Here is a 15,348-nt window from a genome sequence, read left to right on the forward strand (position 1 = left end):
CCCGCGCCAGCCAAGCAGCCGAATTCCAACATTGCAAGGTGTCGGATCGTTGCGCGCCGGGGGAGCGGACCGGGGATACCCCGGCGCGCTCCCGCGCGAATCCCTATTCGATGCGGCACCGGCCCGCTCCCCCATCCCGCCACCCACTGCAAGCTATCTTCGATGGGTGGCGGGATGGGGGAGCGGGCCGGTGCCGCACGGGGCGGTTGCCAAACCGCCCCCGACAAGCTAAGCGCCCGCCTTTCCGCGATTCAGGTGGACCGTCCGGCTAACTAGGGCTGCCGTGGCTGTCTTGTAATCGTCGCGCGTAAAAGGAGACGAAAATGCCCAAGATGAAGACCAAGAGCGGTGTGAAGAAGCGCTTCAAATTCACCGCAACGGGCAAGGTGAAGCACGGCGTCGCCGGCAAGCGTCACCGCCTGAGCAGCCACAACGCGAAGTATATTCGCACCAACCGCGGCACGTCGGTCCTTTCCGAAGCTGATGCCGGCCACGTGCGCCTCTGGGCGCCGTACGGCCTGAAGTAAGGAGCACCTGAGACATGGCACGTGTTAAACGTGGTACGACCACGAAGGCGAAGCATAAGCGGATTTTGGATCAGGCGAAGGGCTATTATGGCCGTCGCAAGAACACCATCCGCATCGCGCGCCAGGCCGTCGAAAAGGCCGGTCAGTATGCCTATCGCGACCGCAAGGTTAAGAAGCGCAGCTTCCGCGCCCTCTGGATCCAGCGCATCAACGCCGGCGTCCGTGCGGAAGGCCTGACCTATTCGCAGTTCATGCATGGCCTGAAGCTGGCGGGAATCGAGCTGGACCGGAAGGTCCTGGCCGACATCGCCATGCACGAAGGTGAGGCGTTTACCGCCATCATCGCGCAGGCGAAGGCGGCTCTGCCCCAGGCCGCCTGAGGCGATCTGTAGCGACCGAACAAATGGGGCGCCGGTGGAGACACCGGCGCCCTTTTTGGTTTCACGGCTCGCCCCGCCCGCCATCCCGGACTTGTGCCGGGGTCCACTGGGCGGCAAGCGATGGACAAGGCGCTCCAGCGTGTCGTGCGCGGCACGGTGGACCCCGGCACAAGGCCGGGGTGACGATGGGAGGAACTGACCAGATGACGCTCCAGACCTGGTGGCTCTATGTCACCGCCGTGTTCCTGATCGCCGCGACGCCGGGGCCGAACATGCTCCACGTCATGGCCCAGAGCATCCATCACGGCACGCGCCGATCGATCGCGTCGATGGCCGGCCTGATGACCGCGGTCCTCACCTGCCTGTTCGCCTCCGCCGCGGGCCTCGGCGCGCTGCTCAAGGCATCGCCGATGCTGTTCGACGTGCTGCGTTATGCCGGTGTCGCCTACCTGATCTGGCTCGGGATCAAGGCGTGGCGCGCGCCGGTCGCCGACAGCGACCCGAATGCCGCGAAGCCCGCCCCGCCCTCGCTTCGAGCGCTCTACGCGACCGGACTCGGCACCGGGTTCGCCAATCCCAAGCTGATCGTCTTCGCCGGCGCGCTGTTCCCGCAGTTCCTCGACACGTCCAAACCCTTCGCCCCGCAGCTCACGATCCTGGTGGCGAGCTTCATCGTGATCGAGACCTTCTGGTACAGCGTCTATGCGTTTGGCGGCCGCTCCCTCGCCGCCTGGCTCGCCCCGGCCAACCGCCAGCGCCTGTTCAACCGCATCACCGGCGGAATCTTCGTCGCGTTCGGCGCGGCGCTGTTCGGGCATCGCGTCTAGTTTGGCCCCGGGGCCTTGACCTTCACGCCCGACTGCGGTTCGGGCCACATCGACCAATGAACGGAATTTCGATGACCACCGATCTCGACCAACTCAGGGCCGAACTCCTTGCCTCGATCGATGCCTCGTCCGGTGTCGACGCGCTCGACGCGGTGCGCGTGCATGCGCTCGGCAAGCAGGGCGCCGTCACCGGCCTGCTCAAGACGCTCGGCGGCATGTCGCCCGAGGAGCGGCAGGAAACCGGCCCGCGCATCCACGCGCTGCGCGAGGCGGTGACCGACGCGATCGCCGCGCGCAAGGCGGCGCTGGAGGGCGCGGCGCTTTCGGCCAAGCTCGCCGCCGAGACACTCGACATGACCCTGCCCGCCGACGGCGTGCCCGCGGGCAGCGTCCATCCGGTCAGCCAGGTCATGGACGAGCTGGCCGAGATTTTCGCGGACCTCGGCTTCGCGGTCGCGACCGGCCCGGAGATCGAGGACGACTGGCACAATTTCACCGCGCTCAACATTCCCGAGACGCACCCCGCGCGCGCGATGCACGACACCTTCTACCTCGCCGGCGAACACGCCTCGCCGATGGTGCTGCGTACCCACACCTCGCCGGTTCAGATCCGCGCGATGAAGGCGGCGGGCGGGCAGAAGCCGGTGCGGATCATCGCGCCTGGCCGCACCTATCGCAGCGACAGCGACGCCACCCACACCCCGATGTTCCATCAGGTCGAGGGGCTGGTGATCGACAAGGGCATCACGCTTGGCCACCTCAAATGGACGCTGGAGACCTTTCTCAAGGCGTTCTTCGAGCGCGACGACATCGTGCTGCGCCTGCGCCCGAGCTATTTCCCCTTCACCGAGCCGTCGGCGGAGGTCGATGTCGGCTTCTCGATCGTCAACGGCAAGCGCGTGATCGGCGGGTCCGAAGGCTGGATGGAAGTGCTGGGCAGCGGCATGGTCCACCGCAAGGTGATCGAGGCCGGCGGCTATGACCCCGATGAGTGGCAGGGCTTCGCCTTTGGCTGCGGGATCGATCGCCTGGCGATGCTCAAATACGGGATGGATGATTTGCGCGCCTTCTTCGACGGCGATCTGCGCTGGCTTAAACATTATGGCTTCTCGGCGCTCGACGTGCCCACGCTGAGCGGGGGAGTGGGCGCATGAAGTTCACCCTGAGCTGGCTCAAGGAGCATCTCGACACCGACGCGACGCTCGAGCAGATCGACGAGGCGCTGACCCGTGTCGGGCTTGAGGTCGAGGGCATCGAGAATCCGGGCGAGAAGCTCGCGGCGTTCCGCGTCGCGCGCGTCCTTACCGCCGAGCGCCACCCGCAGGCCGACAAGCTTCAGGTGCTGACGATCGACACCGGAGACGGCGTGCCGCTTCAGGTCGTGTGCGGTGCCCCGAACGCGCGCGCCGGCCTGGTCGGCGTGCTCGGCCTTCCCGGCGCGGTGGTTCCGGCCAACGGTATGGTGCTGAAGGTCGCCGCCGTGCGCGGCGTCGAATCGAACGGCATGATGTGCTCGACCCGCGAGCTTGAGCTGGGCGACGATCATGACGGCATCATCGAGCTGCCCGACGATGCGCCGATCGGCACCCGCTACCCCGATTATGCCGGCCTCAACGATCCGGTGTTCGACGTTTCGATCACGCCCAATCGCCAGGATTGCATGGGCGTGCGCGGTATCGCACGCGACCTCGCCGCCGCGGGCCTGGGTACGCTCAAGCCGCTCGACGCCACGCCGGTGAAAGGCGAAGGCGCGGGGCCGGAGGTGCGCATCGACGCACCCGAGGGCTGCCCGGCCTATTACGGCCAGACCGTGCGCGGCGTGACCAACGGCGCTTCGCCCGAATGGATGCAGGCGCGGTTGAAGGCCGTGGGCCAGCGCCCGATCTCGGCTCTGGTCGACATCACCAATTACGTGATGGTCGACCTTGGCCGCCCGCTTCACGTCTATGACAAGGCGAAGCTGTCGGGCGCGCTGGTCGTGCGCAAGGCCAAGGCCGGCGAGCAAGTGCTGGCACTCAACGAGAAGACCTACACGCTCGACGAGACGATCACCGTGATCGCCGACGACACCGGCGTCCACGATATCGGCGGCATCATGGGCGGCGAGGATACCGGCGTGTCGGAGACGACCACCGACGTCGTCATCGAATGCGCCTTCTTCGATCCCGAGCATATCGCGCGCGCCGGGCAGAAGCTGCTGCTCACCAGCGACGCACGCACCCGGTTCGAGCGCGGGGTGGACCCCGCCTTCCTTAAGGACGGCATCGCCATTGCCGCGCGGCTCGTCACCCAGCTCTGCGGCGGTACCGCCAGCGAAGTCACGCGCGCCGGCAGGCTGCCGCGCGTCGGCATCACCACCGGTTACGATCCGGTGCTGGCCGAGACGCTGGGCGGCCTTGCCGTGCCCGTCGGACGCCAGAAGGAGATCCTCGAATCGCTCGGCTTCACCGTCGAACCGCTCGACGCCAATGGCGATCCGGTCGGGATCGATGCGGGCTTCGACGCCTTCCGCGTCACCGCGCCCAGCTGGCGCCGCGACGTCGATGGTCCGGCCGATCTGGTCGAGGAAGTGATCCGGATCGAGGGGATCGACAACGTCCCCTCGACCCCGCTGCCACGCACGCCTGGCGTCGCGACGCCGACCGCTACGCCCGAGCAGAAGCTCGAGCGTCGCATGCGTCGCACCGCCGCGTCGCGCGGCCTCAACGAAGCGGTGACGTGGAGCTTCATCGCCGAGAAGGAAGCCGCGGCCGTGGGCGGCGGCGCCTGGACGCTCGCCAACCCGATCAGCGAAGACCTCAAGGTCATGCGGCCCTCGCTGTTGCCGGGCCTGCTGATGGCCGCGGGCCGCAACACCAAGCGCGGCGCGACCAGTATCCGCCTGTTCGAGATCGGCCGTCGCTATCTCGCCGACGCCGAGAAGCTGACGCTGACCGCACTCTTCGCGGGCGACAAGACGCCACGTGGCTGGGCGAACGGCAAGGCACAGCCCTTCACCGCCTATGACGCCAAGGCCGAAGCGCTGGCGCTGCTCGAAGCGGCGGGCGCGCCGGTCGGCAATCTCCAGGTAATGGGTGAGGCGGGCGAGGCGTGGCACCCGGGCCAGTCGGCGACGCTGCGCCTCGGGCCGAAGACGGTGCTGGCGGCGTTCGGCATGCTGCACCCGGCATTGCTCAAGCAGTTCGACCTCGACGGCCCGGTCGCGGCGGTGGAGATCTTCCTCGACGCGATCCCCGGCAAGCGTTCGACCGGCTTCATGCGCCCGGCCTACACGCCCCCGGCGCTGCAGGCGGTGACGCGCGACTTCGCCTTCATCGTTCCGGCGGAGCTGGCGGCGGGCGATCTCGTCCGCGCGGTCAAGGGCGCGGACAAGGCGGCAATCACCGACGCGCGCCTGTTCGACCTGTTCACCGGCACCGGGGTCGAGCAGGGCAAGAAGAGCCTCGCGGTCGAAGTCACGCTCCAGCCGGGCGAGAAGAGCTTCACCGACGCCGAGATCAAGGCGGTGGCCGACAAGGTCGTCGCCGCGGCGGGGAAACTCGGCGCGATGTTGCGCGGCTAAATCGTCCCGCTAACCCGATCCGTCACCCCGGCCTTGTGCCGGGGTCCACGGGGCGGCAAGCGATGGACTGGAACCTGACGCGCATCGCCCGACGCGCGGTGGATCCCGGTACAGGCCCGGGATGACGAAGGAGTAGACGGAATGCGCACTGCCCTTATCACCGGCGCGACCTCCGGCTTTGGCGCCGCCGCCGCCCGCGCCCTCGTCGCTTCGGGCTGGCGGGTGATCGGGACCGGGCGGCGCGCCGATCGGCTCGATGCGCTGAAGGCCGAGCTGGGCGACGACCGGTTTCACCCGGCGGTGTTCGACGTCCGCGACGAGGCCGCGCGCGACGCCGCTCTGGACAACCTGCCCGAAGCGTTCCGGGGTATCGACCTGCTGGTCAACAATGCCGGCCTCGCGCTCGGCACCGAGAAGGCGCAGGATGCCTCGCTCGACAATTGGCGGGTAATGATCGACACCAACGTCACCGCTTTGGTCGCGATCACGCACAAGCTGCTGCCGACCCTGATCGAGCGGCGCGGCGCGATCATCAACCTGTCCTCGGTCGCGGCGACCTACCCCTATCTCGGCGCCAATGTGTATGGCGGCACCAAGGCGTTCGTGCACCAGTTCAGCCTGTCGTTGCGCAGCGACCTCGCCGGCACCGGGGTGCGCGTCACCTCGATCGAGCCGGGCATGGCCGAGACCGAATTCACCCTGGTGCGCACCGGCAGCCAGGAAGCATCGGACAAACTCTATGGCGGCGCCGATCCGATGACGGCCGAGGATATCGCCGGCATGATCCTGTGGGTCGCCCAGCTCCCCGCGCATCTCAACATCAATACGATGGAGATGATGCCGGTGAACCAGAGCTTCGCCGGTTTCGCGGTGCACCGCGCGGGATGATCGAGATCGGCTCCGATGCGCTCAGCGCGACGATCAATCCGCTGGGCGCCGAGCTCACGCATCTGCGCGACGCGCGGGGCAACGAGTTGATGAGCGACGGCGACCCGGCCTTCTGGACCGGCCGTGCGCCCCTGCTCTTCCCGATCGTCGGCGCGCTCAAGGACGACCGCTACCGGCTCGACGGCCGCGACTATGCGCTGCCTCCGCACGGCTTCGCGCGACGGCGCGAATTCACGCTGGTCGACCACGCCACCGACCGCGCCTGGTTCCGGCTGAGCGACGATGACGCGACGCGCGACGCCTACCCCTTCGCCTTCGCGCTCGACGCCGAGTTCGTGATCGCAGGAGCGACGCTCACCACGACCGTCACGCTGGTCAATCGCGACGACCGGGCGATGCCGGCGAGCTTCGGATTCCATCCCGCCTTCGCCTGGCCCCTGCCCTATGGCGGCGCGAAGAAGGATCACCGCATCGTCTTCGAACGCGAAGAGCCGCAGCTGCTTGCCCGGCTCGAGGGCAAGCTGATCGGACCGGTCGACCGCGAGACCCCGGTCGAGGGCGACACCTTGTGGCTGCACGATAAGCTGTTCACCGACGAAGCGTTGGTCTGGACCGAACCGCAGAGCCGGTCGCTACGCTATGGCACGCCCGACGGACCCCAGCTCGAGATCGGCTTCCCCGACATGCCGACGCTGGCGGTGTGGACCAAGCCGCGCGCGCGTTTCATCTGTATCGAGCCGTGGCAGGGCCATGCCGATCCCGCCGGGTTCACCGACGAGATCTGGGACAAGCCGGGGATGCTCCGGCTCGAACCGGGCGAGCGCCGCGTCTTCGCGATGACCGTGACGCTCGCCTGATCCAGATCAGCTTTCGATAAAGGCGAGCAGGTCGGGGTTCACCACCTCGGGATGCGTCGCGCACAGGCCATGGGGAAGCCCCTCATAGGTCTTGAGCGTCCCGTTCCTGAGCAACCCGATCGCCTTCAGCGCGCTGTCGTGGATCGGCACGATCTGGTCGTCGGTGCCGTGCATCACCAGCACTGGCACGTCGATCGCTTTGAGGTCTTCGGTGAAGTCGGTCTCGCTGAACGCCTTGATGCAATCATAATGCGCCTTGGCGCCGCCCATCATCCCCTGGCGCCACCAATTGTCGATCAGCCCCTGGCTGACCGTCGCGCCGTCGCGGTTGAAGCCGTAGAACGGGCCGGCGGGGACATCGATGTAGAATTGCGCGCGGTTGGCGACGAGCGCCTCGCGAAAGCCGTCGAACACCTCGATCGGCAGCCCCTCGGGATTGCTCTCCTTCTGGACCATCACCGGCGGCACCGCGCCGATCAGCACCGCCTTGGCGATCCGCCCCGGCTCTGCGCGCGCGGCATAATGCGCGACTTCTCCGCCGCCGGTCGAATGCCCGACATGGATCGCGCCTTTCAGGTCGAGCGCCTTCACCAGCGCGGCGACGTCGGCGGCATAGGTGTCCATTTCATTCCCTTCCCAGGTCTGGGAAGAGCGGCCATGGCCGCGCCGATCGTGCGCGATCACCCGATAGCCCTTGTGCAGGAAGAACAGCATCTGATTGTCCCAATCGTCCGCGCTGAGCGGCCAGCCGTGATGGAAGACGATCGGGGTGGCCTCCTTCGGCCCCCAGTCCTTGTAGAAGATTTCGGTGCCGTCGCTGGTCGTGATGGTGCTCATCGGTTCGCATCCCTGGCTGGACCGCCTCGCGAAGAACGTGGCGCAACCGAAACATGACACCGCTTCCCGAGTCGCAAAAGGGCAACGTTCGAAAGCGATCGTTTCAGAAACCGAAACACTCGATTCGCGAGCCACTTCCCGCTAGAGGGCCGCGATGCCCGAGAATGTGATTCCAGGTCGCCGCACCTTCGCGATCATCTCCCACCCTGACGCCGGCAAGACCACGCTGACCGAAAAGCTGTTGCTGTTCGGCGGCGCGATCCATCTCGCCGGCGAGGTCAAGGCGCGTGGCGCGGCTCGGCGCGCGCGTTCGGACTGGATGAAGATCGAGCAGCAGCGCGGCATCTCGGTCACCTCGTCGGTGATGACCTTCGAGCGTGACGGCGTGACCTTCAACCTGCTCGACACGCCGGGCCATGAGGACTTTTCCGAAGACACCTATCGCACGCTGACCGCGGTCGATTCCGCCGTCATGGTGATCGACGTCGCCAAGGGCATCGAGAGCCAGACGCGCAAGCTGTTCGAGGTGTGCCGCCTGCGCAACGTGCCGATCATCACCTTCGTCAACAAGGTCGACCGCGAAGGCCGCGAGGTATTCGAGACGCTCGACGAGATCGCGGACCTGCTCGCGCTCGACGTCGCGCCGATGACCTGGCCGGTCGGCATGGGCGGCACGTTCGAGGGGGTGTACGACCTCGTCTCCAACCGCCTGCTGCTGCCCGAGGGCGACAGCCGCGAGTTCCAGGGCAAGGTCATCCAGACCACCGGCCTCCACGATCCGCAGCTCGACGCGATCGTCTCGCCCCAGAATCTCGCCAAGCTGCGCGAGGACGCAGAGCTGGCACTGGCGGGCTATGCGAGCTTCGACGGCGAGGCGTATCGTAACGGCGACCTGACCCCGGTCTATTTCGGGTCGGCGCTCAAGGAGTTCGGCGTCGATTCGCTGATCGACGCCATCGCGCGCCACGCGCCCCCGCCGCACGCGCTGCCCGCCGAGCCGGCGCCGGTCTCACCGGACTACAACGAGGTCACCGGCTTCGTGTTCAAGGTGCAGGCCAACATGGACCCCAACCATCGCGACCGCATCGCGTTCATGCGGCTGGTGTCGGGCACGTTCAAGCGCGGCATGAAGCTGACCCCGACGGGCCATGGCAAGCCGATCGCGATCCATTCGCCGATCATGTTCTTCGCCCAGCAGCGCGAGCTGGCCGACGAGGCGTTCCCCGGCGATATCATCGGCATCCCCAACCACGGCACGCTGCGCGTCGGTGACACGCTGAGCGAGAAGGCGGCGGTGCGCTTCACCGGCCTGCCCAATTTCGCGCCCGAAATCCTGCGCCGCGTGATCCTCAAGGATCCGACCAAGACCAAGCAGCTGCGCAAGGCGCTGGACGACCTGTCCGAAGAAGGCGTGATCCAGGTCTTCTATCCGGAAATCGGGTCGAACTGGATCATCGGCGTGGTCGGCCAGCTCCAGCTCGACGTGCTGCTCAGCCGCCTCGACGCCGAGTATAAGGTCGGCGCGAACCTTGAGCCCGCGCCGTTCGACACCGCGCGCTGGATCGGCGGCGAGGCCGCGGATGTGAAGGAGTTCATCGACCTCAACCGCGGCGCGATGGCCAAGGACCGCGACGGCGACCCGGTGTTCCTCGCCAAATCGGCCTGGGAAGTCGGCTATGTCGCCGACCGCTACTCCAAGGTGAAGTTCATGGCGACGCGCGAGCGCTAGGAGCCGGGCCGGCACCGCGTCCGGTTCAGCTCCGCCGAGCCGGATCAGGCCTGAACGTCGTCGACCCAGTCACGCCGCAGCGGCCGGACCGCGAACAGCATCAGCGCTGCCGCTAGACCGTAGAAGATCAGGCATCCGACCGCTGCATAGCGTAGCGATTCGATGCCGTAGGTCGACTTCAGCGCATCCGACAGCGCGCCCATCAGCAGCGGCCCCGCGCCCAGGCCGATCAGATTGTTGATCAGCAGGAAGCTGGCCGAGGCAGTCGCGCGCATCTCGCGCGGGACGAGGTGCTGGACGGCGGTGGTCACCGGACCGAGCCACAGGATGTTGAGTGCATTGGGGATCAGCAGCAGCGCCCAGGCTATTGTCGAGGACGGGCTGAGCAATCCGAAAGCAAAGGTCGGGACGGTGATCGCCCAGGCGATCGCGGGCAGCTTCGCGTACCAGCCGCGATCCTTGCCGCCGAGCCGGTCGGCGAACCACCCGCCTGCGAACACGCCGGCGACCCCGCCGACCAGCAGGATCGAGCCCATGAACTGACCCGTGGTGATGAGATCGAAGCCGAAGCTGCGCATCAGGATCGACGGCGTCCACAGCGCGAGGCCGTAGCCGCAGAGAGAGCTGAACGACGCGGCGAAGGCCATCAGCCAGAAGGCGGGCTTTTTCGCGAGGATCGGGAAGACGGCCGACACCGGCGTGGCCTTCGCCGCGGTGGCCGGGCGCGGCAGATCGCGCACCACATATTTGAAGATCGGCGCCAGCACGATGCCCGCGACCCCCATCACGATGAACGCGGTGCGCCAGTCGACCAGCGCGGCGATATAGGCGCCGAGCAACGTCCCGCCCGCAAGCCCGACCGGGATGCCGAGCGAGTAGATGGCGAGCGCCCGCGCGCGCTTTTCCGGCGGGAAATAGTCGGCGATCAGCGCGTAGGACGGCGCGACGCCGCCCGCTTCGCCCACGCCGACACCGAGGCGGTAGAGGAACAAATGCCAGTAACCGGTCGCTGTGCCGCACAGCGCGGTGAACGCGCTCCACACCGCCAGGCTGCCCGCGATCACCGCGCTGCGGCTGGTGCGATCGGCGAGATAGGCGAGGGGGACGCCCAGGATCGAGTAGAGCAGTGCGAAGGCAAGCCCGCCGATCGCGCCGAATTCGGCGTCGGTGAGTCCGAGGTCCGCCTTGATCGGCACCGCGAGGATGCCGAGGATCTGCCGATCGAGGAAGTTGAAGGTGTAGACCAGCAACAGCATCGCGAGGACGACGCCCCGATACCCTGGTGTCGACTGACGCGCGGTCGTTCCGTCGCTGGCGTTCATGCCGTCCCTCCCCTTCGAAAAAATTGGCCGGGCGCCCCTTGGGAGACGCCCGGCCATGTCAGTGTGTCAAACTCTGGTCCGCAAGGCGATCAGAACTTCACCTCGAACGTGCCGGTCACGGTACGCGGCGGGCCGTAATAGCCGATGATCGAATTGCCGAAGAGCGCGCCGGGGAAGTTGTAGCCGCCGACACGGTAGCGCGCATCGGTCAGGTTGCGCGCCGCGACGCCGATGCGGTAGCGGCCGCCGGCCGAGGTCCAGTTGAGCGAGGCGTCGACCAGCGCATAGCCGTCCTGGTCGAGCGCCGGGGTCGCGATCTCGAACATCTGGGTATCGCTGCGCAGCGAGACCGACGGGGTAAAGGCGATGGTGCCGCCCGCCAGATCCTCGGACCAGGTCGCCGAGACGTTGGCGGTCCATTTCGGCGTGTTCTGGAACGCGCGCTGGTTCGACACGTCGACCGGGGTGGTGCCGCCGCCGATATAGGTGAAGAACTCCTTGTAGTCGGCATGGGTATAGCCGACCGCGAAGGTCGCCGAGAGGTTGCGCGACGGGACGACGCGCGCTTCCAGCTCGAAGCCGTAAATCTCGCCCTTGCCCGCATTGTCGACGAAGCTGGCGATGCCGCCGGCCAGCGACGGCACCTGGATCGTGACCTGCTGGTCCTTGTAGTTCGAGAAGAAGCCGGCGAGGTTGAGGAACAGGGTGCGGTCGAGGAACGCGCCCTTCATGCCCAGCTCGTAGCTGTCGATCGTCTCGGGGTTGTAGCCGTTGACGGTCGTGGGCGTCAGGATCGCGTCGCCGCGCATGTCGAAGCCGCCCGATTTGAACCCCTTGCCGTAGCTGGCGTAGAAATTGAGGTCCTGGCGCGGCTCGTAGCTCACGCTCACCCGCGGGGTCAGCTTCTCGAAATCGCGGTCGTTGGTATAGTTCGACCGGATCAGGCCCGGCACCGCCGCGGCGTTGCCGAAATGCGGGCTGCGGATGCCGGTATAGTTGCGGCGGAAGACGGTGCCGGTCTTCTCGTCACGGGTGTAGCGCAGCCCCGCCGAGATCTTGAACTGATCGGTCAGGTCGAAGCTGAAATCGCCGAACGCGGCATAGCTCTTGGTGAACACCTCACCCGAGGTCAGCGTGGTGGTGTTGAGCGCGCCCAGCACCGTGTCGAACGCGCCGCTGGCGCGGCCGTTGAGGTAGTAGACGCCGAACACGCCCTGGATCCGCTCACCTTCATAGAGGAGCTGGAGTTCCTGGGTGAATTGGCGGTCCGAATATTCCGCCGGAACATCGAGCGTCGGCAGCACGGTGTTGTCGAAATCGATCACCGTGTCGGTGTTGCCGTCGCGCCAGGCGGTGATGGTCTTGAAGGTCAGCGCGTCGGACAGGTTGATCTCACCCGTCACCGACAGGCCGCGCGTCTCGACGCGGTTGCGGTCGCCGATCCCGGCGCGCGTGTCATAGACGCTGGCGGTCGGCGCATAGATCGGGTCGGTGCCGTTGGGCAGCAGGCGGGTGCCGTGGCGCGGGTTCGAACGGTCGAGCACGCGATCGCCCGCAACGCGGATGAAGATGTTGTCCGACGGGGTGAACTCGGCCGACAGGCGCGCGGCGAGCACATTCTTGTCGTAGTGCTCGGCGCCGGTGGTGAGGTTGGTGCCGTAGCCGTCGCGCCAATATTGCGCGACCGCGGCGCCGAGCGAGAGCATGTCGCCCACCGGCACCACGACCTGACCGACCAGATCGATCTGGTTGTACGATCCATAGGACGCGCGCGCCGTCGCCTTGTAATCATGGCCGAGACGACGGGTGACGTATTTGACCGCGCCGCCGATCGTGTTGCGGCCATAGAGCGTGCCCTGCGGGCCGCGCAGCACTTCGACCCGCTCGACGTCGAAGATGTCGAGGACGGCACCCTGCGGACGCGCGACATAGACGTCGTCGATATAGAGCGCGACGCCCGGCTCGAAGCCCCACAGCGGATCCTGCTGGCCGACGCCGCGGCTGAACGCGATTAGCGTCGAGTTGGAACCGCGCGCGATCTGGAGCGTGAGGTTGGGGGTCTTGTCCTGCAGCGCGGTGATGTCGGCCGCGCCGCTCTTCAGCAGCGAATCGCCGGTGACCACCGACATCGAGATCGGCACGTCGATCAGGCTTTCCTCGCGGCGGCGCGCGGTGACGACGATTTCGCCCTCGGCCGCGGGCGTGGCTTCCTCGGCGGCGGTGGCGGGCGCGTCCTGCGCGAGGGCGGGCATGGCGGCGAGCGCGCCGAACGCGGCGCCGGCGTTGAGAATCGTGCGGACAGACGGAATCAGGCGTAGCATCGAAGCTTCCTCCCCAGATGGCAGCCGTGTGAAACCCACGGCTTGTAAGACGTTGAGGGAGGCTATAGTGAAACCTGAACCGGGTTTCAACTTCCGGATGCGGAGAGGGGCGAATGACGCAGGATCGTGGCGCTGAAGCCACAGTTGCCGGAGGCTCGGTGCGAAACGAGAGCGCGGCGAGCGAGGGCAAGGAACCGCGCACCGCGCGCGGCCGCCGCACGCTGCGCACCATCCTCGACGCCGCCGCCGCCGAATTCGGCGAGAAGGGATTCCACGAGGGATCGATCAGCGGGATCACCCGCCGCGCGGGCGTCGCGCTCGGCAGCTTCTACACCTATTTCGATTCGAAGGACGCGGTGTTCCGGGCGCTGGTGCGCGACATGAGCGAGCAGGTGCGCGAGCAGGTGGCCCCCGCGATCCGCGCCGCGCCCGAACAGATCGCCGCCGAACGCGCGGGCCTCGAAACCTTCATCGGCTTCGTGCGCAAACACAAGGAAATCTACCGGATCATCGACGAGGCCGAGTTCGTCGATCCCGAGAGCTTCCGGTTGCACTATGCGACGACCGCCGACCGCATCGAGAAGCGCCTGCGCGCCGCCGCCGAGCGCGGCGAGGTCCGCGCCGACGTGTCCGACGTCCACGCCTGGGCGATCATGGGGATGAACGTGTTCCTCGGCCTGCGCTACGGCGTGTGGGGCGACGATCGCGATGCGACCGAGGTGGCGGATACCGTGGCGGAGATGCTGGCGCGCGGGCTGGGGGCGAAGTCGGCCGGTTAGACGGCGCGGCTTTAACCCCAACCCCAATCGTCATCCCGGCCTTGTGCCGGGATCCACCGGGAGGCGAGCTGGAAGCACGAGGCTCTATCGCATCGCCTGAGGCGCCGTGGATCCCGGCACAAGGCCGGGATGACGGAGAAGGGGAAATGTCTACTAACCGCCTAATCGTGGACGCTAGACGACAGCAGAAAGCACGGAGAAATCTGGCATTTCGCCAACCGCCACGACCGGTAGGCTAGCGCTTCCTCCTAACATGTTTGGATCAGTTTCAATCCAATGAGCAAAGCCGGCATCAGTCCACGAATAGGCTTTGCCGTTAGCCCCTTCGAACTGAGACAGGACGAACGCCTCAGCGACAACCCGCCCCCACATCACAGCTTCTTCGTTGGACGTGCTCATGATCCACACGCCAGAGCTGGACTCATCGTCGAAGCCATCACGAGCGTTTTGCTCGGCCTCCGCCGGAGTTTCATACCCGAACAGAAACAGACGCTTCGTAAGCATTACATCACGCTAGCATCATGGCGCACAGGATCAACAGCGGCCAGTCACCCTGCCCCGCTTGCAATGTTGGAATTCATTTGCTTGCATCGGCCAGCCGCATGACGGCCGCTCTTTGATCGCGTCGATTCAGCACCCGCTGCAAACGCCGCCCGGACAAAGCCGACAAAGTTGACAGAATGAATCGCGTTCCGCGTAACTCCGTCAACTTCACCCCGCCTCGGCCAGCCATTCCTTCGCGGTCTCGCCGTCCCAGTCCATGTCGCCGGCGACGCGCCACAGCTCGCGGCCCTGCGCGTCGTAATAGACGGTGGTCGGCAGGTTGACGCCGTAATGGACCGACAGGCCGACATCGGGATCGAGATAGGGCTTGAGCGCCTTGAAGCCCGCCTTCGCGAAATAGGGCGTGACCTTGGCCGCGCCCTCCAGATCCTGGCTCACCGTCAGCACCTGAAGCGTGTCGCCCTCACGCTGGGCGAGCCGGTCGAGCGCGGGCATTTCGCGGATGCACGGCGCGCACCAGGTCGCCCACAGATTGAGCAGCACCGGCTTGCCCTTGAACGCGGCGAGCGTCGTCTTCTTGCCGTCGGGCGCGGTGAAGGACAGCGTCGGTACCGCTTCGCCCTTGTGGCTGCGGTCGATCGTGCCGACCCGTTCGGCGTCACCAGCGCTGTTCGCGGGTGCAGCGGGGCTTTCGCCGCCAACAGCGGCGTTTGCTTGCTCGCCCGGCTGCTTGGCCGTATCGCAGCCGGCGATTCCAAGCGCCAGCGTGGCAAGGACAGGGAGAAGCGCGATCGTCGAGCGCAAGACAGACTCCA

General features: G+C 66.7%; 14 protein-coding genes. 9 read left to right on the forward strand and 5 right to left on the reverse strand.

Translation table 11 applies throughout. The annotated features are described in order from the left end of the window. The first annotated feature begins 323 nt into the window (after positions 1–323). The 7 genes from rpmI to AC07M1_RS00220 all read left to right on the forward strand — a co-directional run bounded on the left by rpmI (position 324) and on the right by AC07M1_RS00220 (position 7,041). The gene (gene rpmI, locus AC07M1_RS00190) at positions 324–527 is read left to right on the forward strand and encodes a 50S ribosomal protein L35 (RefSeq protein WP_066581118.1); all 204 of its coding nucleotides are present in this window, start codon (positions 324–326) and stop codon (positions 525–527) included. A gap of 14 nt (positions 528–541) precedes the next feature. Beyond that, a complete protein-coding gene (gene rplT / locus AC07M1_RS00195) occupies positions 542–907 on the forward strand; it encodes a 50S ribosomal protein L20 (protein ID WP_010543146.1) in 366 nt (121 codons plus the stop codon). 203 nt (positions 908–1,110) lie between these two features. After that, complete coding sequence (locus AC07M1_RS00200; RefSeq protein WP_495160558.1) at positions 1,111–1,734, forward strand: LysE family translocator; 624 nt, start codon at positions 1,111–1,113, stop codon at positions 1,732–1,734. A 71-nt stretch (positions 1,735–1,805) separates the two neighbouring features. Continuing rightward, complete coding sequence (gene pheS, locus AC07M1_RS00205; protein WP_495160559.1) at positions 1,806–2,888, forward strand: phenylalanine--tRNA ligase subunit alpha; 1,083 nt, start codon at positions 1,806–1,808, stop codon at positions 2,886–2,888. Beyond that, the gene (gene pheT / locus AC07M1_RS00210; protein ID WP_495160560.1) at positions 2,885–5,296 is read left to right on the forward strand and encodes a phenylalanine--tRNA ligase subunit beta; all 2,412 of its coding nucleotides are present in this window, start codon (positions 2,885–2,887) and stop codon (positions 5,294–5,296) included. Before pheS ends, pheT begins: the two co-directional genes overlap by 4 nt. 141 nt (positions 5,297–5,437) lie before the next feature. Continuing rightward, on the forward strand, positions 5,438–6,184 hold the full coding sequence (locus AC07M1_RS00215; RefSeq protein WP_495160561.1) for an SDR family NAD(P)-dependent oxidoreductase: 747 nt from the start codon (positions 5,438–5,440) through the stop codon (positions 6,182–6,184). Further along, a complete protein-coding gene (locus tag AC07M1_RS00220; RefSeq protein ID WP_495160562.1) occupies positions 6,181–7,041 on the forward strand; it encodes an aldose 1-epimerase family protein in 861 nt (286 codons plus the stop codon). The genes AC07M1_RS00215 and AC07M1_RS00220 overlap by 4 nt, the downstream gene beginning before the upstream one ends. Positions 7,042–7,047: 6 nt before the next feature. Here the strand turns inward: AC07M1_RS00220 and AC07M1_RS00225 are convergent, their stop codons facing one another. Further along, on the reverse strand, positions 7,048–7,878 hold the full coding sequence (locus AC07M1_RS00225; RefSeq protein WP_495160563.1) for an alpha/beta fold hydrolase: 831 nt from the start codon (positions 7,876–7,878) through the stop codon (positions 7,048–7,050). Positions 7,879–8,032: 154 nt separating this feature from the next. Between AC07M1_RS00225 and AC07M1_RS00230 the strand changes: the two genes are divergently transcribed. Beyond that, entirely contained in the window at positions 8,033–9,607 is a 1,575-nt protein-coding gene (locus AC07M1_RS00230) for a peptide chain release factor 3 (protein ID WP_495160564.1), read from the forward strand. Between the two features lie 44 nt (positions 9,608–9,651). Here the strand turns inward: AC07M1_RS00230 and AC07M1_RS00235 are convergent, their stop codons facing one another. Next, complete coding sequence (locus AC07M1_RS00235; RefSeq protein ID WP_495160565.1) at positions 9,652–10,929, reverse strand: spinster family MFS transporter; 1,278 nt, start codon at positions 10,927–10,929, stop codon at positions 9,652–9,654. An 89-nt stretch (positions 10,930–11,018) separates the two neighbouring features. Then, positions 11,019–13,250: a TonB-dependent receptor gene (locus AC07M1_RS00240; RefSeq protein ID WP_495160566.1), complete on the reverse strand. Its 2,232-nt coding sequence runs from the start codon at positions 13,248–13,250 to the stop codon at positions 11,019–11,021. A gap of 113 nt (positions 13,251–13,363) precedes the next feature. Here AC07M1_RS00240 and AC07M1_RS00245 point away from each other — a divergent pair, with 113 nt between their 5' ends. Further along, a complete protein-coding gene (locus tag AC07M1_RS00245; RefSeq protein ID WP_495160567.1) occupies positions 13,364–14,029 on the forward strand; it encodes a TetR/AcrR family transcriptional regulator in 666 nt (221 codons plus the stop codon). Between the two features lie 174 nt (positions 14,030–14,203). On the opposite strand, the gene AC07M1_RS00250 is transcribed toward AC07M1_RS00245, so the two are convergent. Further along, positions 14,204–14,533, reverse strand: coding sequence for a hypothetical protein (locus AC07M1_RS00250; protein WP_495160568.1), 330 nt, complete (start codon positions 14,531–14,533; stop codon positions 14,204–14,206). Positions 14,534–14,740: 207 nt separating this feature from the next. Further along, positions 14,741–15,337, reverse strand: coding sequence for a TlpA family protein disulfide reductase (locus tag AC07M1_RS00255; RefSeq protein WP_495160569.1), 597 nt, complete (start codon positions 15,335–15,337; stop codon positions 14,741–14,743). Positions 15,338–15,348 lie beyond the last annotated feature (11 nt).

This window comes from Sphingomonas sp. GW821-FHT10C01 (genome assembly GCF_059415525.1).

What these genes read in the sequence shown, in the direction of transcription:
- AC07M1_RS00215 (WP_495160561.1), top strand. Translation starts at nt 5,438, where the DNA reads ATGCGCACTGCCCTTATCACCGGCGCGACCTCCGGCTTTGGCGCCGCC.
- AC07M1_RS00245 (WP_495160567.1), top strand. Translation starts at nt 13,364, where the DNA reads ATGACGCAGGATCGTGGCGCTGAAGCCACAGTTGCCGGAGGCTCGGTG.
- AC07M1_RS00235 (WP_495160565.1), bottom strand. Translation starts at nt 10,929, where the DNA reads ATGAACGCCAGCGACGGAACGACCGCGCGTCAGTCGACACCAGGGTAT.
- rplT (WP_010543146.1), top strand. Translation starts at nt 542, where the DNA reads ATGGCACGTGTTAAACGTGGTACGACCACGAAGGCGAAGCATAAGCGG.
- pheT (WP_495160560.1), top strand. Translation starts at nt 2,885, where the DNA reads ATGAAGTTCACCCTGAGCTGGCTCAAGGAGCATCTCGACACCGACGCG.
- AC07M1_RS00240 (WP_495160566.1), bottom strand. Translation starts at nt 13,250, where the DNA reads ATGCTACGCCTGATTCCGTCTGTCCGCACGATTCTCAACGCCGGCGCC.
- rpmI (WP_066581118.1), top strand. Translation starts at nt 324, where the DNA reads ATGCCCAAGATGAAGACCAAGAGCGGTGTGAAGAAGCGCTTCAAATTC.
- AC07M1_RS00225 (WP_495160563.1), bottom strand. Translation starts at nt 7,878, where the DNA reads ATGAGCACCATCACGACCAGCGACGGCACCGAAATCTTCTACAAGGAC.
- AC07M1_RS00250 (WP_495160568.1), bottom strand. Translation starts at nt 14,533, where the DNA reads ATGCTTACGAAGCGTCTGTTTCTGTTCGGGTATGAAACTCCGGCGGAG.
- pheS (WP_495160559.1), top strand. Translation starts at nt 1,806, where the DNA reads ATGACCACCGATCTCGACCAACTCAGGGCCGAACTCCTTGCCTCGATC.
- AC07M1_RS00220 (WP_495160562.1), top strand. Translation starts at nt 6,181, where the DNA reads ATGATCGAGATCGGCTCCGATGCGCTCAGCGCGACGATCAATCCGCTG.
- AC07M1_RS00230 (WP_495160564.1), top strand. Translation starts at nt 8,033, where the DNA reads ATGCCCGAGAATGTGATTCCAGGTCGCCGCACCTTCGCGATCATCTCC.
- AC07M1_RS00200 (WP_495160558.1), top strand. Translation starts at nt 1,111, where the DNA reads ATGACGCTCCAGACCTGGTGGCTCTATGTCACCGCCGTGTTCCTGATC.